Raw genomic sequence first — 20,062 nt, forward strand, 5'->3', positions numbered from 1 at the left:
ATCCGTGCCTTCCGCCCGCACCCGCCTGGTCGTCAAGACCGCCGTATTGACACTGCTCGTCGCGGCGGGCCTCGCCGCGGCTGCCGGATACACCGTATTTCGCGCCGGCTGGTACAACATCGGCTCCACCTCCCAGCACCTGCAGCCCGTGTACAGCCTCCTGGAACAGGGCATGCGCCATTCGGTGCGCCATTACGCCAGCGACGTCGCGGTGCCGCGCCTGGACGCACCGGGCCAGGTGCTGCGCGGCGCCGCCCTGTACGGCGAACACTGCGTCCAGTGCCATGGCGGTCCGGGCGCCGCGCCGGCGCCGCACGGCATGAGCATGCAGCCGGTGCCGGGACCGCTGGTCGACGCCAGCGCGCGCTGGCGGCCGCGCGAGCTGTACTGGATCACGCGCCACGGCATCAAGATGAGCGGCATGCCGGCCTGGGAAGCGCGCCTGAGCGAGGCCGACACCTGGGCGGTGGTGGCCTTCGTCACGCGCATGCCGGGGCTCGATGCGCGCGCTTTCCATGAGATGACGGCGGCCGCGCCGGAGCGCGAGCAGGCGCGCGCGCAGCCGGCGGCGGCCACGCGCGGCGATCCGGTCCGCGGCAAGCGCGTGCTGCCCCAGTACGCCTGCCATTCCTGCCACCTGGTCCCCGGGATCACCGGTTCCGAAGCCTATGTCGGGCGCCCGCTGGACGGATTGGCCAAGCGTAGCCTGATCGCCGGGTCGCTGCCCAACACCCAGGACAACCTGGTGCGCTGGATCCGCAATCCGCAAGCCATCGACCCGCGCACGGCGATGCCGGCGATGGGCGTCAGCGAGCGCGACGCGCTGGACATCAGCGCCTACCTGCTCAGCAGATGATCAGGGGTCGAGCGCCTGCGCGAGGCGCTCCACGCCGGCGCGGATCTGCGCCGGCGTGAAGGCCGAGAAGCCCAGCAGCAGGCCGGGCGGCATCGCGCAATCGGCGCCGGCGGCGGGATTCGTGTAATAGGCCAGCGTGCGCAGGTCGATCCCGGCCGCGGCGGCGCGCGCGGCCGCATCGGGCTCGCCGAGTCCATTTGTGACGCCCACGCACAAATCCAGGCCGGCGTCGGCAGGACCGGCGGCCAGCACGCCCGCCAGGCGGCGCTGCAGCGCGTCCAGCAGGGCGATGCGCCGTTCGCCATAGGCATCGCGGGTGCGGCGGATGTGGCGCGCGAAATGCCCTTCCTGGATGAAGTCGGCCAGCACCGCCTGCGGCATGACCGGGCTGTGGCGGTCGACCACGGCCCGGGCGCGCGCCAGCGGCTCGACCAGGCCCGGGGGCGCCACGATATAACCGAGGCGCAGGTCCGGGAACAGTACCTTCGACAGGGTGCCGACGTAGATCACGCAGCCTGCACGGTCCAGGCCCTGCAGCGAAGCCAGCGGCGGGCCGGTGTAGCGGTATTCGCTGTCGTAGTCGTCCTCGACGATCCAGGCGCGGTTCGCCCCGGCCCAGCGCAGCAGTTCCAGGCGGCGCGCCAGGCTCATGGTCACGCCCAGCGGCAGCTGGTGCGAGGGCGTGGCGAAGGCCAGCCGTGCGTCCGGATAGCGGGCCGCGGCATAGGCGACATCCATCCCTTCGGCATCGACCGGCACCGGGCAGATGCGCGCGCCCGCCACCGCGAACGGCGCCAGCGCGCCCTGGTAGCCTGGCGACTCCAGCCATACCCCGTCGCCCGGCGCCAGCAGCAGCTGGGCCAGCAGGTACAGGGCCTGCTGCGAGCCGGCGGTGATGATGATCTGCTCCGGCGCGCAACGCACCCCGCGCGAGGCCTTCAGGTAGGCGCACAGCAGTTCGCGCAGCGGCGGATGGCCGGCGCCGCCGCCGTAGCCCAGCGCGAGGTCGCGGCGGCGCCAGTGGCGCGCCTCGAGCTTGCGCCAGGTCTCGAACGGAAACAGGTCCAGGCCCGGCATGCTGGCGCGGAAGGTGCGCAGCGGGCCGTCGTGGTGGCGCACGCGCGCCATCGCCGCCGCCATCGCCTCGCCGCGCGCGGACAGCGGGCGCACCGGCGGCGGGACTGCATCCCCGCGCACGCTGCGGGCCGCGGCCGGCAGAGACGCGCTGACGAAGGTGCCCTTCCCCACCGCGCCCTCCAGGTAGCCCTCGGCGGTCAGCTGCTCGTAGGCGGCCAGCACGGTCTGGCGCGACACGTTCAATAGCCGGCCCAGCTCGCGCGTGGCGGGCAGGCGCGCGGACGCGGCGATATCGCCCGCCAGGATGGCCTCCTTCATGCGCGCGTACAGCTGGCGGAACAGCGGCGCGGCGGCGCCACGGTCGAGCGGCATGGCGGCGAGGATGTCGTGGACGTGCATGGGCTGGCCGGAAAATTGGTACGCCTATCTTCGTTCTTATTGGCTGTTTCGGCAAGCCATTGGCGAGCCTATGATGGAGTCATGAAAACATTCGACGCCAGCCTGGCCTGGGAACGCGGCGCCCAGCCCTTCGGCGACCAACGCTACAGCCGCGCGCATACCTGGCAATTCGACGGCGGCCTGTCGGTGCCGGCGTCGTCTTCGCCGCTGTCGGTGCCGCTGCCGATGTCCGATGCCGCCGCCGTCGACCCGGAAGAAGCGCTGGTGGCGGCCGCCAGCAGCTGCCATATGCTGTTCTTCCTGTCGCTGGCGGCGGCGCGCGGCCTGGTGGTCGACAGCTACCGCGACCAGGCCACCGGCTACCTCGACCTCGATGACCGCGGCCGCCTGGCGATCGTGCGCATCGTGCTGCGCCCGCGCATCGCCTTCGCCGGCGCCCGGCCGGCGCCCGCCGTGCTGGCCGCCCTGCACCATGACGCCCACGCGCGCTGCTACATCGCCAGCTCGCTGCGCGGCGCGGTCACGGTCGAGGAGCAGGACTGATGTACCTGCCTTCCCATTTCGCCGAGGAGCGTATCGACGTCCTGCATGGCCTGGTCGAACGCCATCCGCTGGGCGCCCTGGTGCGCCTGGACGGCGATGGCCTGGCGGCCGACCACATTCCCTTCGAGCTGGCGCCGGCGTCAAACGATGCGCCGTACGGCATCCTGCGCGCCCACGTGGCGCGCGCCAATCCGCTGTGGCGCCAGGACGGCGCGGCGGTGCTGGCGATCTTCCAGGGACCGTCCGCCTACATCTCGCCCGAACGCTACGATCTGCAGGCCGTCGAAGGCCGCGCGGTGCCGACCTGGAACTACGCGGTGGTGCACGCGCACGGGCGCCTGCGCACGATCGACGACGCCGGATGGCTGCTGGCCCACATGCGCCGGATGACGCGGCGGCAGGAAGAAGCGCACGGCCACGGCTGGAGCGTCGACGCCGCCCCGCGCGACTACATCGACAAACTGGTGCGGGCCACGGTGGGCATCGAGATCGCCGTCGAACGGCTGCAGGGCAAGTGGAAGGCAAGCCAGAACCGCAGCGAGGCCGAGCGCGCGCGCATCGCCGATGCGACCGGCATGAACGCATATGTACACGCCGGAACCGGCCCCTGAGATTGCAATCTTTTAGTGGACATGGCCGCAAATTGCGGCGCACAATGGGGACGCTTTTTTATTACACGACCGGCATTCCCGTTCAACAGAGTTCCTTTCTGCCGCCACGGCAAGTGGAGGAAGTCATGTCTCTACAGACGCGCAATCACATCCATGTCGGCGGCAAGGGCGCCGCCACCATGGTGTTCATCCACGGTTTCGGCTGCGACCAGACCATGTGGCGCGCCCTGGCGCCGGCCTACGCGGACCGCTTCCGCATCGTCACCTACGACCTGACCGGCTGCGGACAATCCGACCTGGCGGCCTACGACCGCACCAGGTACGGCAGCCTGCACGGCCACGCCGCCGACCTGCTCGAGATCCTCGACGCCGTCTCGCCCGGTCCCGTGGTGGTGGTCGGGCACTCGGTCGGCGCCACCATCGGCATGCTGGCCGCGATCGAGGCGCCGCACCGCTTTGCCGCCCAGGTCATGGTCGGCCCCTCGCCCTGCTACATCAACGACGAAGACGTCGGCTACGTGGGCGGTTTCAACCGCGAGGACATCGACGGCCTGCTCGATTCCATGGAGGCCGATCACTTCGGCTGGGCGCGCAAGGCGGCGCCGATGATCATGGGCGCGCCGAACCAGCCGCAATTGAGCGAAGAACTCACCGTCTGCTTCTGCCGCAACGACCCGGGCATCGCCCGCCATTTCGCGCGCGTGACCTTCCTGTCGGACCACCGCGCCGACGTCCCGCGCTCGACGGTGCCGGCCCTGATCCTGCAATGCAGCGACGACCTGATCGCGCCGCGCGAGGTCGGCGCCTGGCTGCAGCGCCACCTGCCGGAAAGCACGCTGCGCACGATCCACAACGTCGGCCACTGTCCCCACCTGAGCGCGCCCACCGAGAGCTCGCGCGCGATCGACGCCTTCCTCGCGCAAATCCTGCGCTGACCGCCGTGGACACCATCCTGCACGGCGCCGACGCCCTGTTCGAACAGGCCGCCTGCGGCCTGCTGCTGACCGATGCCGACGGCCTGGTCCTGCGCGCCAACGCCACCGTGCGCGCCTGGCTCGGCTACGAGGAGACCGAGCTGGTCGGCAGGCTGCGCATGCCCGACCTGCTGCCGATGGGCGCGCGCCTGTTCCATCACACCCACTGCGTGCCGCTGCTGCAGGACCAGGGCGCGGTGGCGGAAGTCCGGATCGACCTGTGCAACCGGCGCGAGGAGCACCTGCCGGTGCTGGTCAACATCGTGCGCGCACGCCTGGACGGCCAGGTGGTCGACCACTGGGCCCTGTTCCAGTCGGTCGACCGCCACGCCTACGAATGCGAGCTGCTGGCGGCGCGCCGGACCGCCGAGGCGGCGCTGGAAGCGCACCAGCGCGCCGAAGCCCGGCTGCAGTTCCTGAATGCCCAGCTGTCGGCGGCCGACCGCCGCAAGGACGAATTCCTGGCGACCCTGTCGCACGAGCTGCGCAACCCGCTGGCGCCGATGCGCAACGCGCTCGACATCCTGCGCCTCGGCGGCCGCCAGGGCAGCGACGAACGCCTGCTGCAGGCCTTCGACCGCCAGCTGCGCGACCTGACCCGCCTGGTCGACGACCTGATGGAAGTCTCGCGCATCACCCAGGGCCGGATGCAGCTGCGCCGCGCCCCGCTCGCCCTGGGGCCGCTCGCGCAGGCGGCGGCGCAGGACCTGGCGCCGGCCATCCGCGCCGCCCGCCATACGCTGCGCATGGACATCGCCGCGGCGCCGCTGCTGGTCGACGGCGACGCCACCCGGCTGGCGCAGGTGATCGTCAACCTGCTGACCAACGCCATCAAGTACACGCCGGAAGGGGGCATCATCGAACTGCGCGTGGGCGCCGCCGCCGGCTTTGCCGAGCTGCGGATGCGCGATTCCGGGATCGGCATCCCGGCCTGCGCGCTGGAGCACGTGTTCAACATGTTCTCGCAGCTGGAGCCGGCCCTGGAACGGGCCCGGGGCGGGCTCGGGATCGGCCTGGCGCTGGTGCGCGGCATCGTCGAACTGCATGGCGGCAGCATCCAGGCGGCCAGTGCAGGGCCGGGCCAGGGCAGCGAATTCACGGTGCGCCTGCCGCTGCTGGCGGAGGCGCCGCATGCGGGCGATGCGCCCGCGGGGCAGGCTTCACGGTCCGGACTGAAGGAGCCCGCCGACGGGATGCGGGTGCTGGTGGTCGACGACAACCCCGATGCCGCCGAAGCGCTGGCGCTGGCGCTCGAATTCTACGGCTGCGACACGCGGATGGCCCACACGGCCCAGTCGGCGCTCGCGATCGCGCCGGCCTTCGGCCCCGATGCGGTGCTGCTCGACATCGGCCTGCCCGACCTGAACGGCTACGAACTGGCCCGTCGCCTGCGCGCAATGCCCGGCGGCGCCGGCCTGACCCTGATCGCCACCACCGGCTGGGGCCAGGACAAGGACCGCCAGCGCGCGCTCGAAGCGGGCTGCGATCATCACTTGACCAAGCCGGTCGATGTGGAGAGATTGCGGGGATTGTTGATGCAGAAGAGCTGTGTTTGAGGGATGAAAAACGCGGAATAACGGCGTGCCCGCGCCTTTGAAACGTTGTACCCGCGTCTTTGAAACGTCGTCCCCGCGAAGGCGGGGACCCAAGTTTGCAAGCGTTTCGGTAACGCACGCAGAACTTGGGGCCCCGCCTGCGCGGGGGCGACGTTTTATATGCTAACGATTCTGCTTACTTGCCCGCAGTCGTTCCCGCCTTCGGCGCCGGCATCTGCTGCGCCGACTTCAGGTGCTGCGCCACCACCGGCTCGGTCTTGTCGACCAGCGCCTTCACTTCCGGGTCCTTGGCTTTCTTGGAAGCGGTCATCAGCTTGCCGTGGACGGTCTTGTGGTCCTGCACGCCGGCCTGCTTCATGTAGGCCTTGTCGAAATCGGCGCCGCTCATCTTCTCGAGCTTGGCGGCCATCGCCTTGTGCTTGGCGTCCGGTTCGGTCGGCAGGGTGACGCCGCGGGCGTCGGCCAGGGCTTTCACGTCGTTCAGGTTCGAGGTGTGGTCGTCGATCATCTGCTGGCCGAAGGCTTTCACTTCGCTGCTCTGGCCCTTGCTCTGGGCCAGCTTGCCGCCTTCGATTTCGGCCATGTCGGCCATCGCGATGTCCTTCAGGATCTTCTGGTCGCCGCTGCTCAGCTTGGCGCCGGTGGCGGCGCCCGCCGCGGTCGCCTGGCCGGCCGCGCTGCCGCCGGTGGAGCGGTGTTCCATGCCCTGGCTGTTGGTGTTGCCCATGGTGCCGTCGCGGGTGGTCTTGCCCGTCATGCCGGCCGAGCTCGCGCTGCCGCTTGCCTGGCCCGAGGAAGTGGCGCCGGTCGATCCGCTCATGCCCTTGCTGCCGGCCTGGTTGGCGCGGTTTTCCATGCCGGTGCTGTTGGTGTTGTCCATGGTCCCTTCCTTGGTCGTCTTGCCGGCCTGGTTGGGATTGGTGCTGCTGGTGCCGGTCTGGCTCGGGCTCGAACCGACCGAGGTCTGGGCCTGCACGCCGACGGCGCTGAACATGGCAGCCACTGCCGACACGGCCAGCAGCCCTTTCAACATTTTATTCTTCTGCATGTCACTCTCCTGATTTTCTGATGGGAATTTGGCGGTAAAGTCCGTGTTCAAATGACAACGGCCGCACCAGTGTATCGCCGTGTTTTCCCGTATAGCGCGCGTTAGCCAAGAGGAAATTTTCCATAAAAAAAGCGGTCCCGCAGGACCGCTTCCAGGCGAGCAGGAACGCTCAGCGGAAACTGAGCGTGGCCGTCAGGTCGCCCGGCGGACGCGCGCCGCGCGCTTCGAAGGCGGCGTTGCGCCCGGCCAGGCCTTCCAGCAGCGGCAGGCCGTGCAGGCGGGTGATGAAGCGCAGGATCGACGTCGTGTCGTAGAAGTTGTGGTCGACCGCGCCCTTCTTCGCGAACGGCGAGACCACGATCGCGGGAATGCGCGAACCCGGGCCCCAGCGGTCGCCCTTGGGCGGCGCCACGTGGTCCCACCAGCCGCCGTTCTCGTCGAAGGTGATGACGACCACCATGTTGTGCCACTGCGGCGATTTCTTGAGGTGCTCGATCACGTTGGCGACGTGGGCGTCGCCCGACTCGATGTCCGAATAGCCGGCGTGCAGGTTCAGGTTGCCCTGCGGCTTGTAGAAGCTGACCGCCGGCAGACGCCCGGCCACTACATCGGCGATGAACTTGTTCGAGATCGGGCTGTCGCCAAGGCCGCCGTCGCGGATATGCTCTTCACGCGCCTTCGTGCCCGGGGCGAACTGCCTGAAATAGTTGAACGGCTGGTGATGGTGCTGGAAATTCGGGCGCGAGCCTTCGCCGCGGCCGTCCAGCGCCGCCTGCCAGGCGCCGCCGTACCAGGCCCAGCTCACCTTCCGCTCGGACAGCAGGTCGCCGATCGTCTTGTAGTCCTGCGGCGGCAGCACCGACGGATCCTGCGGGTCGGCCATGGTGGCGTCGCCGCCCGGCGCCGGGCGCACCCAGCTCGGCTGGTAAGGCGGGGCCATGGTGTTGACCGCATAGCCGTCCGGCGTGATGGGGCCGTTGTTGACGAACTTCGGCTTGCCCTCCAGCGCGGACTTCGGCGAGTCCGGCGCCACGGCCAGCCGCACACCTTGCGGGCCGTCTTCCAGCACCGCGATCTTTTTCTTTGCGGGTGTTTCCGCGGCGTTGAAGAATTCCGGCGTGCGGCCGCTGATCAGGAACTGGTGGTTCAGGTAGGAGCCGCCGAAGGCCGCCATGAAGAAGCTGTCGCACAGGGTGAACTCGCGTGCGATCTGGTACAGGCCCAGGGTCTTCGCCGTTTCGCCGTAGTGCCCCATCACCAGGCCGCCGCTGTCGCCCCAGGCGACGAAGCCGTCGTTCTTGCCGCCGTTGATCTGCATCTGGTTATGGTAGAAGTTGTGCACCAGGTCGCGCGTGACGAGTCCCTCCGGCAGCGGCTTGCCTTCCGCATCGCTCAGCTTGAACGGCGCATTCGGCAGGTGCTGGATGTCGTCTTCCTTGATCAGGTAGTCCTTGCCGCCCAGGTTCTGGCGCGCCGGCACCATGCCGCCCCAGACCTTCGGCAGTTCCGGCAGCACCGTGCCGTCGCGGTCCTTCTGCGCGGCGGCGGACGCGGGCACGCCTGACAGCGGCTGGGCCAGCCCCGGGAAGTCGGCGAACAGGTTGTTGAAGCTGCGGTTCTCGAGGTAGATCACGACCACGTTCCTGACGTGCTCCTTGAGCTTGGCGTCGAGCGAGCCCTTGGCGGCCCGGGCGGTCTTGTGTGCGGCCGGGGCCGCTTCACTGGCGGCCGGCAGCGCCGTCGACAGGCCGACCGCGGCGGCGGCCTGGAAAATCTTGCGGCGCGAAGGATTGGCGGGCTCGCCGGCTTCCGGCAGCGCGTGGTCGTGATGCTTGTCTTGCACAGATGTCTCCTGGACGGACGCGGCGGACTCGACCGCGAAAACGCTGATTATCGGCGTTTTTTTCCAGGTGGAAAAGATTCAAATGGCAACAGTCACACTATCGGCAGGCTCATGGGCGCGCCCGCGCCTCCACGCGCTTGAGCAGCAGGCCGATCTCGTCCAGCACCAGCCAGGGATCCTGCTCGTCGAACATGTGGGCCGTGTTGCGCATGCGCACGTGGCGCATGTCGTTCGAGACCTTGGCCAGTTCGAACTGGGCCGCGTCCCAGGTCGTATTGAAGGCGTCGACGTCGTCGTAACTCATCTTCGCCTGCCGGATATTGGTGTAGGGAAGCCCGCGGCTGAGCACCGTGACCGGCACGTTCAGCTTGCCCGGATGGGCGCTCAGGGCCTGCACCGCTTCCGTAAAATCCTCATGGGAATTCTTGTCCCGCTCCCAGCTGATGATCATGTCCATGGTGCGCCAGCCTTCCGGCGACATCGCCCGCTGCAGGGCGGGATACCAGGATTCGTGCACGCAGTCGACGAACACGACGCCCTTCACGGTATCCGGATGGGCCTGGGCATGGGCGCGGGCAATCAGGCCGCCGAAGGAATGGGCCACCAGCACCACGTCGCGCCAGCCGCGCTCGCGGATCAAGCCATCCAGTTCATCGGCCAGCGCGCGCAAGGGCCGCGGCCTGCTTTGCGGCGTGCTCTTGCCCACGCCGGCCCGGTCGTACAGGCAGACCTGGTAACCCGGCACCGAAAAATGGCGGAAGGTGTTCTTGTAGGTGGCATGCGCGTCCAGCCCCATGCCGGCGATCAGCACGACCGTCTTGCCGCCTTCGCCGCGGCATTCGAAGGCCAGGCGGTTGGCGCCGACGTTCGCGAATTGCTCGGCAGGCGCGTCGGCGGCGGCGTGGAGGGAGAACAGGGACAGCAGACCAGCCAGCAAGCGTTTCATGGGACGACCTTTCGCATGAGTCTCCTGCGCAATGCATGAATGACCGGACCACGATCCCGTCAAACGCCTGTCACATTCGCGCGAGACAATCTATTCGCTCCTAGGGAAAGAGCCCGGCGGCACGGCCGCCCTACCGGAACCGGCGGTCGGGAAATATACCGGTACCAATTCAGCAGGGTGGCTTAAAAAGCGGCCTTGGTCCGCAGCTTGCGGCGCACATGCTTGCCCGCACGCGGCAAGGCATCGACGGCGCGCGCAGCCAGCACGCCCTCGATGAAGCCGAGCAGCGCAAGCTCCTGCGGCACCCGCTCGCGCAGCTGGGCGACCAGATCGCGTGCGACCACGCTGTCGTTCAGCAGGCCCAGTTCGTCCTGCATGCCGGCCAGCAGGTCGTGGCGGCGCGCTTCCTTCTTGCCGTGACTCAGGGCCTCGAAGAACTCGCGCGCATAGCGCTCCTTCTTGGCGGCGATGCGCACCTTGTGCAGGCATTCGGGACGTTTCAGGTCGAAGCCGCGGGCGCGCTTGCGCACGCGCGCGGCGGCGTGCTGCACCAGGCGCGGCGCGGCCTTGGCCACCTTCCGCTCCAGCGCATCCGCCGGTGCGCCATTGGGCCGGGAATCGGCCTGCTTCCAGCCCTCTCCCGCAATCCAGGCGCCCAGGCCCAGCATCAGGCCCGTGTAGCGCGGCCCGGCGACCGCCGCGCGCACGCGCGCGCGATGCCGCTCCGCCTCTTCGCGCGCCGCCACCGCGACCCGCGCCAGCGCCGGCTGGTGTTCTTCCGGCAGCGGCAGGCCGGGCAGCAGGGATTCGATGAAGACATCCCAGTTGCGGGCGTCGCCCAGCTCTCCGGCCAGCCATTCGACGTCGTCCGCCAGCGGCGCCGGCAGTTGGGTCAGCGTCTTCACCATGTCCATCGCCGCGCGCAGGCGGCGCAGCCCGACGCGCATCTGGTGCAGGCTCTCGACCTCGCCCGACAGCACGCCCTGTTCGTTGGCCTGCATCTGCTCCAGGCAGTTATGCAGGATTCCCGCCAGGGCCTGGCCCATGCTGGCCTTGCGCCTGATCGCCACCGCGGACGCCTTCGCGGCGCGCGGCGCGACGGCGCCGGCCAGCGCATAGCCGCGTTCGGCCTTGCTGACGTTCTCGATCCGCACCGGCACCGCTTCGTGCACCCGGCGCGCCAGCTCGTACAGGCGCGCCGGCTCGCCCTGTTTCATTTCGAGTTCCAGTTCGCGTACCGGGAGCGCGCGGTCGCCGCGCTGCAGCTCCCCGGTATCGAGGGCGCATTCGACCTGCACGCCATCGTCCAGCTCCAGCAGCCAGGCGGCGCGCTTGACCTTGTTGACGAACACCGACTCCAGCGGCGCCTCGTGCTTGCCGAGCTGCCTGGCCAGCGCCGGCAGGGCCTCGCCCAGCTGGCGCGCGAACAGTTCGCGGTCCGGCTCACTGGATGCCACCTCGGCTTCCAGCTCGAGGCGCCGGTGCAGGCCGGCGACGACGGTGCCGCCGCCCTTCAGGGTCTGCACGTGGCGCGTGCCTTCGCTGCGCACGCGCAGCGCATAGCCGTGCTGCCACAGCGTGAAGTCGGCGGTGTCGAAGTAGCGGTCGACGTGTTCGCGCTCCTCCGGCCTGGCGCCGCCGGGCGGGCGCAGGAACGGGATCTTCTTGATTTGGCTGACGCTGGCGCTGTCGAGGGCCAGCTTGATTTCGCATTCCATCATCTCTCCTTCGCACCGCGATACTGTAGCGCGTTCGGCGCTCGGCAGGCACACCGGTCAGGCCGGCACGCCGACGATCACGCTCGAGGCCTTGAACATCGCCGTGACCTGGCCGCCCACCGCCAGGCCCATGGCATCGGCGCTTTCCCTGGTGACGATGGCGGCGACCGAGGCGCCGCCCGGCAGCGCGATCACGACTTCGGTGTTGACGGCGCCGGGCTCGATGCGGGCGATGGTGCCGGCCAGGCGGTTGCGCGCGGAATAGCGCGCGCCGTCGTCACCGCTTGCCAGGATGATGGACGAGGATTTGACCAGGGCGAAGGCTTCCGCCCCGACCTGCAGGCCGAGGTTGTCGACGCTCTCGTGCGTGACGATGGCGACGATGGCGTGGCCGCCCGCGACCGCCAGCGCGATCTCGTCGTTCACGGCGCCGCGCACGAGGCGCGTGACTGTTCCGGAAAACTGATTGCGTGCACTGGTTCTCATGCTCATCTTCCTCACCAGGGAATAATCGTCGGCGATGCCGGCCGCCTGCTCTCCCAGCCGCTGGACGAAGTTGCGGTGCTCGCGTTCGATCAGCCGGAAATTCGCCACCAGCTGCGCGCCGCGCGCGGTCAGGCGGGTGCCGCCGCCGCCCTTCCCGCCCGCCAGGCGCTCCACCAGCGGCTCGCCGGCCAGGTTGTTCATCGCGTCGATGGCGTCCCAGGCGGCCTTGTAGCTCATCCTGATGGCCTTCGCCGCCTGCGTGATCGAGCCGCATTCGGCGATCTTCGCCAGCAGCGCGATCCGCCCGGGGCCGCCGAGATGCTCGCCGCCGACCGTCATCCAGATTTCGCCATCGAGTCCGATCATCGTCGTTTCCTTGTTCATGCGCGCAAGTCCAGCACGTGGTCGCCGAACACCTCGGCGTCTTCCGGGTCGTGGGTGATCAGCACCATCGGCACCTGCAGGCGCTGCTGCAATTCCTTGAGTTCCTTGCGCATCAGGGCGCGCAGGTCGCGGTCGAGCGCGGCGAACGGCTCGTCCAGCAGCAGCGCGCGCGGCTCGGTCACCAGGGCGCGCGCCAGCGCCGTGCGCTGCTTCTGCCCGCCCGACAGTTCGTCCGGATACTGGTCCGCCACGTGGCCGAGCTGGAAGGCGTCGCACCAGTAATCGGCCTGCGCGTGCCGGTCGCGGCGGCGCGGGTTGAGCCAGCCGCCCACCAGCGGGAAGGCGATGTTCTGGCGCACGGTCAGGTGCGGGAACAGCGCATAGTCCTGGAACACATAGGCCAGCTGCCTTTGTTGCGGCGGCAGGTCGATGCCGCGGGCCGCATCGAACAGGATGCGATCGTCGAGCCGGATGTGGCCGGCGTCGGGGCGCAGCAGGCCGGCGATCGCCTTCAGGGTCAGGCTCTTGCCGGAACCGGACGGCCCGAGGATGACGATGCGCTGGCTGTCCGTGCTCAGGCGCACGTCGAGCTGGAAGGCCTGTTTGCCGGAACGCAGCAGCTTGCGGATGTCGAGATCGAGCAGCATGGCCTCCCCTCAGCGGCCGGCCAGGCGGCCCGGCGCCAGGCGGCCCGCGCCCAGCAGCACGGTGATGCAGACCACGGAGGTCAGCAGCACCAGCAGGTTGGCGGTGTCGTCCTGCCCGGCCTGGACCGCTTCGTAGACGGCGATCGACAGGGTCTGGGTGCGGCCCGGAATGCTGCCGGCCACCATCAGGGTCGCGCCGAACTCGCCCAGCGCGCGGGCGAAGCCGAGCAGGACGCCGGCCAGGATGCCGCGCCAGGCCAGCGGCAGCGTGATGCGGAAGAACAGCGCGGCCTCGGACACGCCCAGCACCCGCGCGGCCTGCTCCAGCTGGCCGTCGACCGCTTCGAAGGCGGCGCGCGCCGGCTTGAACACCAGCGGGAAGATGACGATGGCGGCGGCGATCACCGCGCCCTGCCAGGTGAAGATCAGGTTGATGCCGAAGCGCTCGTGCAGCCAGGCGCCGAGCCAGCCATGGCGGCCGATCAGCACCAGCAGGTAGTAGCCCAGCACGGTCGGCGGCATCACCATCGGCAGGGTCAGCAGGGTGTCCAGCAGTTCACGGCCCGGAAAGCGCCGGCGCGCCAGCACGAAGCCGACCGCGACGCCGAGCACGAGATCGATCAGCGTGGCGCAACCCGCCACCTTCAGCGACAGCGCCAGCGCGGTCCACGCGTCCGTGTTCATGGCCGCTTCATGGCTTACCGAAGCCGTATCTGGCCAGCACCGCCTGCCCCGCCGGGGACAGCACGAAATCGACGAAGCGCTGCGCTTCTTGCGCGTCGAGAGCGGCGGCGGTGCGCGCGATCGGATAGCGGATCGGGATATCGAGCGGCACCTCGAACGCCACCCTCACCCGGTCCTGCATGACGGCGGCGTCGCTGGCGTAGACGAAACCCGCATCGACCTCGCCGCGCGCCACGTAGTCGAGCGACTGGCGCACGTTCTGGGTATGGATGGCCTTGGCCGAGATGCCGGGCCACAGCTTCGCGCTTTCCAGCGCATGTTTGGTATAGCGCCCGGCGGGAACGCTGGCCGGGTTGCCGATCGCGACCTTCTGCACGCCCGGCTGGCCGAGGTCCTGCAGGCGCTTCAGGGTAATCCTGCTGTCGCGCGGCACGACCACGACCAGGCTGTTGCGCGCGAAGTCGCGGCGCTCGCCGCCGGCGACCAGGCCCTGCTTCGCGGCCAGGTCCATCGTCTCCGTATCGGCGGACGCGAACACGTCGACCGGCGCGCCCTTGGCCATCTGCTGCAGCAGGGCGCCGGAAGCGCCGAAGTTCAGCAGGACCCTGGCGCCCGCATGCCGGGCTTCGTAACGCTCGGCCACTTCCTTGAAGGCATTGCTCAGGCTGGACGCGGCGGACACGTGCAGGTCCCCGGCCCGGGCCAGGCCGGCCGCCAGCATGAGAGCCGTGGCGGCGGCGAGTTTTTGCGTTACAGAAATCCGCACGGGCATCTCCAGGTCTTGCGAACGAGAACGCAATATACACGAATATATAGCGGTGCGTGGAACACCCCTGACACAGAGCAGACTCATCCATCAGGCATGGGGCTACTGTACGCAAGGCGCATGACCACTCATACAAGGAGACCACCATGGCACGTTTCGGTGTCGAGGCGATCCGCTACTTCAACCACGCGCGCGCCGCGAACGTGGACACGGCGGGCGATCTCACCTACACCTTCAACCGAAGTAACGGCCTCGACGCCAAGCTGCGTTCGGCCGGCCACACCCGCGCGTTCTACTGGGCGAATACGAACGTGTTCGAGACCGACCTGCGCGACAGCGACCAGGGCGGCGACGACCGCCACTGGGCCGACGACGTCGACCTGTTCTGGATCGAGACCCACGGCAACCACGACGACGCCGGCCACGCGGTGCTGCTGTACGACACCCCGGCCACCGAGTGGTACGCCAACTCCTCGCGCTGGCAGCTGGGCGAGGACTGGAACAACGAATGGGTGATGGCCTATTCCTGCGACACCGCCGCCCTGCCGACCATCGCGGGCCTGTGGAATATCTTCGCGCGCATGCACATCTACTGCGGCGCATGGGACGTGATGTGGGACGGCATCACCACCGACGAATGCGGCGAGGACGTGGGCGACAACCTGATCAGCGGCGACACGGTCTCGCGCGCCTGGCACGACGGGGTTTCGGACTGGTGGGTCGACAACCATCCGGTCACGGTCTGCGTCGGCGATGCGGCCACCTGGAACAACGGCAACATCCGCTGGGACCGCAGCACGATCAACCGCGATCACCTGTGGGGCCACGGCATCGTGGATCCCGACCTGGCGCCTGCCCTGCAGGCCTGCCTGCTGTGGTACTGGACGGAGGGCTGAACCATGAACGAGCAAACCTTGACCGCCGCCCTGCTTGGCACGGGAACGGAGCCGGGCGCGGGCCAGCCGCCGGCGCAGGCCGACGTGCTGCTGCTGCCGCAGCTGTCGCGCGACCAGCTGCAGGCGCGCAGCCGCCGCTTCGTCGGCCTGCTGCGCGAGCAGGACGGCTGCCCGAATGACGACGGCGGCAGCTGGAAGCAGAGCGACGACCACACCGTCATCCACCTGAGCGGCGGCGCCCGCGCGGTGCTGTATCACGCCTCGGGCGCACTGCGCTACGTGTCCGGGCTGGCGCCGGCATCGAAGCCGTTCGCGCGCGGCGCCGGACAGGACACGCTGCTGCGGCAGGTAGCGGAACGCGCCCTCAAGCTGCGCCTGGCCGAATGGGCCGGCCAGGGGACGGCCATGGGCGCCGAGCTGCGCTTCGAGCACCTGTTCCGCACCCTGGGACGCGGCACCGACCGCGCCGGCAAGCAGTCGGAGGCGACCCTGTTCCGCGCGATCGGGGCCTACCGCCAGTTCATCAAAGGCATCCCGGTGCTGGGCGCCGCCTCCGCCGCCGTGCAGGTGGCCGGCGACGGCCAGCTCGACACGCTGGCGATCCTGACGCGCCCCGGCAATGGCGAAGTGCTGGAGCGCGCAGCCATCATCGAGCCGCAGGCAGGCGCGCGCCGGCTCCTGGCGCAGCTGGCGGCCCTGCTCGGCCAGCGCGAGGTCCCGGCCGATGCGGTCGAATCGGCCGGCATGCAGTTCGGCTACCTGGACCTCGGCAAGCGCAAGCCGCAGCGCGTGCTGGCCCCGGCCTATGTGGCGAAGATCGTGCTGCGCCAGCGGCGCGTGCGCCAGGCCTATGTGCTGGCGGTGGCGGCGACCGAACGGACTTACCTGGACATTCCCCTGTTCGGCAGCGAGGCGCCGGTAACCCGGGGCAGGACCGATGTCGGGAGGTGCTTCGAACCGGACCGCTGAGGCGTGGCGATCGTCAGCGCGCCTGGCCGGCCGGCAGCGGATGCAGGTCCAGCCGGCGGCCGGCCTTGACGATCTGGCTGGGCACCTCGTGGCCCACCAGTTCCTGCAGGCGGCGCGCGGCCTGCAGCAGCAGCTCCAGGTCGACGCCCGTGTCGTAGCCCATCAGTTCGAGGGCATGCACGACTTCCTCGGTGCAGACGTTGCCGGTGGCCCCGGGCGCATACGGACAGCCGCCGATCCCGCCCAGCGAGGCGTCGAAGCGGTCGGCGCCGGCATCGATCGCGGCCAGCACATTGGCCAGGCCCATGCCGCGCGTGTTATGGAAGTGCAGGGTCAGCTCCAGCCCGGGCCAGCGTTCGCGCATCTTTTGGGTGAGCTCGCGCACCTGGGTCGGATACGCCATGCCGGTGGTGTCGCACAGCGTGATGCCCCGCACTTCCAGTTCGTCGACGTAGCGCGCGCACCAGTCCAGCACCACCTGCTGCGCCACCTCCCCTTCCATCGGGCAGCCGAAGCTGCAGGACAGCGACACGTTCACCGCCGTGCCGTGCCGGCGCGCCAGCGCGGCCACTTCCTTCAGGCCGGCGAAGGATTGCTCGCGCGTCATGCGCAGGTTACTCAGGTTATGGCTTTCGCTGGCCGACATCACCAGGTTCATCTCGCCGACGCCGGCGGCCACCGCGCGATCGGCACCGCGCAGGTTGGGCACCAGCGCGCTGTAGACGACGCCAGGCCGGCGCGCGATGCCCTGGAAGACCTCGAACGCATCGGCCAGCACCGGCACCGCCTTGGGCGAAACGAAGGAGCTGGCTTCGATCTTGGCCAGGCCGGCGCCGGACAGCAGGTCGGCCAGCGCGATCTTGTCTTCGGTCGGCACGAAGCGGCATTCGGCCTGCAGGCCGTCGCGCAGGCCCACTTCCTGGATGTGGATGCGGCGCCCGGCGCCCTTCCATGCGCTCATGTTCGAGTTCGTGCTCATGCGACCACCTTGCGCGCGCGCAGCGCCGCGATCTGCTCTTCGCTCAGGCCGATCTCGCGCAGCACCGCATCGGTGTCCTCGCCCAGGCCCGGCGCCGGCGAGCGCACCGCGCCCGGGGTGCCCATCAGCTTGGGCACGATGCCCGGCACCTCGACCTCGTAGCCGTCGCGGGTCTGCTGGGTCAGGATCATGTCGCGCGCCCGGTAGTGCGGGTCCTCGGCGATGTCCTTCGCCGTGTAGACCTTGCCGGCCGGGACCCGCGCTTCGTTCAGTACCTCGAGGGTTTCGGCCACGCTGCGGGTCGCGGTCCAGACGCCGATCGCGGCATCGATCTCGGCCACCCGCGCGACGCGGCCGGCGTTGTTCGCCAGGTCCGGCGCTTCGCCCAGGTCGGGGCGGCCGATCGCCGCCATCAGGCGCCTGAAGATGCTGTCGCCATTGCCGGCTACCAGCACATAGCCGTCGTTGCAGCGGTAGGCGTTGGACGGGGCGATGCCCGGCAGCGCGCTGCCCGCGGCCTCGCGCACCGCGCCGAACGCGCTGTACTCGGGTATCAAACTTTCCATCACGTTGAACACGGCTTCGTGCAGGGCCACGTCGATCACCTGGCCGCGGCCGCCGTTGACCTTGCGGTGGTAGAGCGCGGTCAGGACGCCGATGGTGCCGTGCAGGGCGGCCAAAGTGTCGCCGATCGAGATCCCGCAGCGCACCGGCACCCGTCCCGGCTCGCCGGTCAGGTGGCGCAGGCCGCCCATCGCCTCGCCGATCGCGCCAAAGCCCGGCAGGTCGCGGTAGGGACCGGTCTGGCCGTAGCCGGAAATGCGCAGCATGACCAGGCCCGGATTCAGCGCCGACAGCGCTTCCCATCCCATGCCCCAGCTTTCCAGGGTCCCGGGCCTGAAGTTCTCGACCAGCACGTCGGCTTCCGCGATCAGCTTGCGCGCGATTTCCTGGCCTTCGCTGCTGCGCAGGTCGAGCGCGATCGAGCGCTTGTTGCGCGACTGGACCTGCCACCAGACCGAGGTGCCGTCCTTCATCATGCGCCAGTTGCGCAGCGGGTCGCCCGCGCCCGGGGCCTCGATCTTGATCACGTCGGCGCCGAATTCGCCCAGCGTCTTGCCGGCGAAGGGGCCGGCGATCAGTTGTCCCATCTCGATCACGCGCACGCCCTTCAGGGCCTGGTCGGGCAACATCGCGGGAATCATGTTTGAAGCGCTCATGGTGTCCTCATTATTTGTCAGTGTGTTCGCGCTGGCGCAGCTGCTGCGGCATGCCGAACGCCAGGATCGCCGCGCACGCCAGGCTGAGCAGCGCGATCGCATACAGCGCCGGCGTGGTGCTGCCGGTGACGTCCTTGATGCGTCCGACCATCACCGGACTGACGATGCCGCCCAGCTGGCCCAGCGTATTGATCAGCGCGATGCCGCCGGCCGCGCCGGCGCCGCTCACCAGCTTGGGCGGCAGCGCCCAGAAGGCCGGAATCGATGCCACCACGCCGGCGCCCATCACGGCCAGCGCCGCCAGCAGCATGGCCGGCTGGTGGTCGAACAGGCCGGCGCAGCAGAAGCCGACGGCGCCCAGCACCACCAGGCCGATCACGAACTTGCGGCGCTCGCCGCTGGCGTCCGACAGGCGGCCCACCGCCACCATCGCGATCGCGCCGCACAGATAGGGTACCGCGGTCAGCAGGCCGATGGTGGTCGGATTGGTGGTGCCGGCGCTGCGGATCATGTGCGGCGCCCAGAAGTTCAGGCCGTAGGAGCTCACCTGGATCAGGAAGTAGACCAGGCCCAGGGTCAGGAAGCCGGGCGTCTTGAGCGCGCCCAGCAGCGAGTGGCTGCCGATCTGGCGCTGCTGCTCGGCGATGCGCGAGGCCAGCAGGCTGCGCTCCTGCGGCGCCAGCCAGGTGGCGTCCTCGATCCGGTCCTTCAGCGACAGGAACACGACGGCGCCCAGCGCGATGCAGGGCAGGCCGCCCACCAGGAACAGCCAGTGCCAGCCGGGCATGCCCAGCGCGCCGTCCAGGTGGCCCAGCACCAGGCCGGCGGCCGGCGCCCCGACCAGGCCGGAGAAGGCCGACGCCAGGAACAGCATCGAGGTGATGCGGCCACGGTAGGCGCCCGGGAACCACAGCGTCAGGAAATACAGGACGCCGGGCGCGAAGCCGGCTTCCATCGCGCCGATGATGAAGCGCAGCACGTAGAACTGCCATTCGTTCTGCACCAGCGCCATCAGGGCGGTGGCGATGCCCCACGAGACCATGATGCGGGCGATCCAGCGGCGCGCGCCGACCTTGTACAGCATCATGTTGCTGGGCACTTCGAACAGCACGTAGCCGACCGAGAACAGGCCGGCGCCGAGGCCGTAGGCGGTGTCGGAGAGGGACAGGCTGTTCTGCAGCGCGAACTTGGCGAAGCTGATGTTGATGCGGTCGAAGAAGGCGAACAGGTAGCAGATCATGATCAGCGGCATGATGCGCCACGCCACTTTTGCCACGATCTGCGCTTCGCCGGGAACGGCGGTGGATGCCGCACCGGCGGTGGCGGACAGGGTTTTACTCATGGTGTCTCCGGAATGGGTGTCGTCTTTTGGTGTTGTGGGACGATTCTGCACGCCATGCCGGACGTGCGGAATGACCAAGACGGGAACCCGGCTTTCGCGTTTCGCGAAAGCTGGAGCG

General features: G+C 69.3%; 19 protein-coding genes. 7 read left to right on the forward strand and 12 right to left on the reverse strand.

Features of this window, described 5'->3' with window-relative positions:
- Nucleotides 1-4: 4 nt before the first annotated feature.
- The gene (locus tag AC3A6M_RS12370) at nt 5-856 is read left to right on the forward strand and encodes a c-type cytochrome (RefSeq protein WP_487853028.1); all 852 of its coding nucleotides are present in this window, start codon (nt 5-7) and stop codon (nt 854-856) included.
- Here AC3A6M_RS12370 and pdxR read toward each other — a convergent pair whose 3' ends face one another.
- On the reverse strand, nt 857-2,332 hold the full coding sequence (pdxR, locus tag AC3A6M_RS12375; protein WP_487853029.1) for a MocR-like pyridoxine biosynthesis transcription factor PdxR: 1,476 nt from the start codon (nt 2,330-2,332) through the stop codon (nt 857-859).
- An 81-nt stretch (nt 2,333-2,413) separates the two neighbouring features.
- Between pdxR and AC3A6M_RS12380 the strand changes: the two genes are divergently transcribed.
- The 4 genes from AC3A6M_RS12380 (at nt 2,414) to AC3A6M_RS12395 (ending at nt 6,016) form a co-directional block, all read left to right on the forward strand.
- Entirely contained in the window at nt 2,414-2,875 is a 462-nt protein-coding gene (locus AC3A6M_RS12380; protein ID WP_487853030.1) for an OsmC family protein, read from the forward strand.
- Nucleotides 2,875-3,486 carry an FMN-binding negative transcriptional regulator gene (locus AC3A6M_RS12385; protein ID WP_487853031.1) on the forward strand — a complete coding sequence of 204 codons (612 nt, stop codon included), beginning with the start codon at nt 2,875-2,877 and terminating at the stop codon, nt 3,484-3,486. Before AC3A6M_RS12380 ends, AC3A6M_RS12385 begins: the two co-directional genes overlap by 1 nt.
- Before the next feature lie 125 nt (nt 3,487-3,611).
- On the forward strand, nt 3,612-4,421 hold the full coding sequence (locus AC3A6M_RS12390) for an alpha/beta fold hydrolase (protein WP_487853032.1): 810 nt from the start codon (nt 3,612-3,614) through the stop codon (nt 4,419-4,421).
- A gap of 5 nt (nt 4,422-4,426) precedes the next feature.
- The gene (locus AC3A6M_RS12395; protein ID WP_487853033.1) at nt 4,427-6,016 is read left to right on the forward strand and encodes a hybrid sensor histidine kinase/response regulator; all 1,590 of its coding nucleotides are present in this window, start codon (nt 4,427-4,429) and stop codon (nt 6,014-6,016) included.
- Between the two features lie 175 nt (nt 6,017-6,191).
- Here the strand turns inward: AC3A6M_RS12395 and AC3A6M_RS12400 are convergent, their stop codons facing one another.
- From AC3A6M_RS12400 to modA, 8 genes are all read right to left on the reverse strand, one after another.
- Nucleotides 6,192-7,064, reverse strand: coding sequence for a DUF4142 domain-containing protein (locus tag AC3A6M_RS12400; RefSeq protein ID WP_487853034.1), 873 nt, complete (start codon nt 7,062-7,064; stop codon nt 6,192-6,194).
- Nucleotides 7,065-7,233: 169 nt separating this feature from the next.
- A complete protein-coding gene (locus AC3A6M_RS12405; protein ID WP_487853035.1) occupies nt 7,234-8,907 on the reverse strand; it encodes an acid phosphatase in 1,674 nt (557 codons plus the stop codon).
- Between the two features lie 109 nt (nt 8,908-9,016).
- On the reverse strand, nt 9,017-9,853 hold the full coding sequence (locus tag AC3A6M_RS12410) for an alpha/beta fold hydrolase (RefSeq protein ID WP_487853036.1): 837 nt from the start codon (nt 9,851-9,853) through the stop codon (nt 9,017-9,019).
- A gap of 182 nt (nt 9,854-10,035) precedes the next feature.
- Complete coding sequence (locus AC3A6M_RS12415; protein ID WP_487853037.1) at nt 10,036-11,571, reverse strand: CYTH and CHAD domain-containing protein; 1,536 nt, start codon at nt 11,569-11,571, stop codon at nt 10,036-10,038.
- A gap of 57 nt (nt 11,572-11,628) precedes the next feature.
- The gene (locus AC3A6M_RS12420) at nt 11,629-12,423 is read right to left on the reverse strand and encodes a TOBE domain-containing protein (protein WP_487853038.1); all 795 of its coding nucleotides are present in this window, start codon (nt 12,421-12,423) and stop codon (nt 11,629-11,631) included.
- A gap of 14 nt (nt 12,424-12,437) precedes the next feature.
- Nucleotides 12,438-13,088 (reverse strand): ABC transporter ATP-binding protein, encoded by a 651-nt coding sequence (locus AC3A6M_RS12425; protein ID WP_487853039.1) that lies wholly within the window; start codon nt 13,086-13,088, stop codon nt 12,438-12,440.
- A 9-nt stretch (nt 13,089-13,097) separates the two neighbouring features.
- Nucleotides 13,098-13,772 carry a molybdate ABC transporter permease subunit gene (gene modB / locus AC3A6M_RS12430; protein WP_487853040.1) on the reverse strand — a complete coding sequence of 225 codons (675 nt, stop codon included), beginning with the start codon at nt 13,770-13,772 and terminating at the stop codon, nt 13,098-13,100.
- A gap of 7 nt (nt 13,773-13,779) precedes the next feature.
- Nucleotides 13,780-14,544: a molybdate ABC transporter substrate-binding protein gene (modA, locus tag AC3A6M_RS12435; RefSeq protein WP_487853041.1), complete on the reverse strand. Its 765-nt coding sequence runs from the start codon at nt 14,542-14,544 to the stop codon at nt 13,780-13,782.
- 140 nt (nt 14,545-14,684) lie between these two features.
- Between modA and AC3A6M_RS12440 the strand changes: the two genes are divergently transcribed.
- Both AC3A6M_RS12440 and AC3A6M_RS12445 read left to right on the forward strand, forming a co-directional pair.
- Nucleotides 14,685-15,434, forward strand: coding sequence for a DUF6345 domain-containing protein (locus tag AC3A6M_RS12440; RefSeq protein ID WP_487853042.1), 750 nt, complete (start codon nt 14,685-14,687; stop codon nt 15,432-15,434).
- 3 nt (nt 15,435-15,437) lie between these two features.
- Nucleotides 15,438-16,403 (forward strand): hypothetical protein, encoded by a 966-nt coding sequence (locus AC3A6M_RS12445; RefSeq protein WP_487853043.1) that lies wholly within the window; start codon nt 15,438-15,440, stop codon nt 16,401-16,403.
- A 13-nt stretch (nt 16,404-16,416) separates the two neighbouring features.
- On the opposite strand, the gene AC3A6M_RS12450 is transcribed toward AC3A6M_RS12445, so the two are convergent.
- Genes AC3A6M_RS12450 through AC3A6M_RS12460 form a run of 3 tightly spaced genes read right to left on the reverse strand, consistent with a single transcriptional unit; the run spans nt 16,417 to nt 19,944 of the window.
- Nucleotides 16,417-17,382 carry a hydroxymethylglutaryl-CoA lyase gene (locus AC3A6M_RS12450; RefSeq protein ID WP_487853044.1) on the reverse strand — a complete coding sequence of 322 codons (966 nt, stop codon included), beginning with the start codon at nt 17,380-17,382 and terminating at the stop codon, nt 16,417-16,419.
- On the reverse strand, nt 17,379-18,602 hold the full coding sequence (locus AC3A6M_RS12455; RefSeq protein WP_487853045.1) for a CaiB/BaiF CoA transferase family protein: 1,224 nt from the start codon (nt 18,600-18,602) through the stop codon (nt 17,379-17,381). The genes AC3A6M_RS12450 and AC3A6M_RS12455 overlap by 4 nt, the downstream gene beginning before the upstream one ends.
- 10 nt (nt 18,603-18,612) lie before the next feature.
- Nucleotides 18,613-19,944 carry an MFS transporter gene (locus tag AC3A6M_RS12460; protein WP_487853046.1) on the reverse strand — a complete coding sequence of 444 codons (1,332 nt, stop codon included), beginning with the start codon at nt 19,942-19,944 and terminating at the stop codon, nt 18,613-18,615.
- Nucleotides 19,945-20,062 lie beyond the last annotated feature (118 nt).

The sequence above is a fragment of the Telluria sp. Soil_C_11 genome (genome assembly GCF_057657395.1).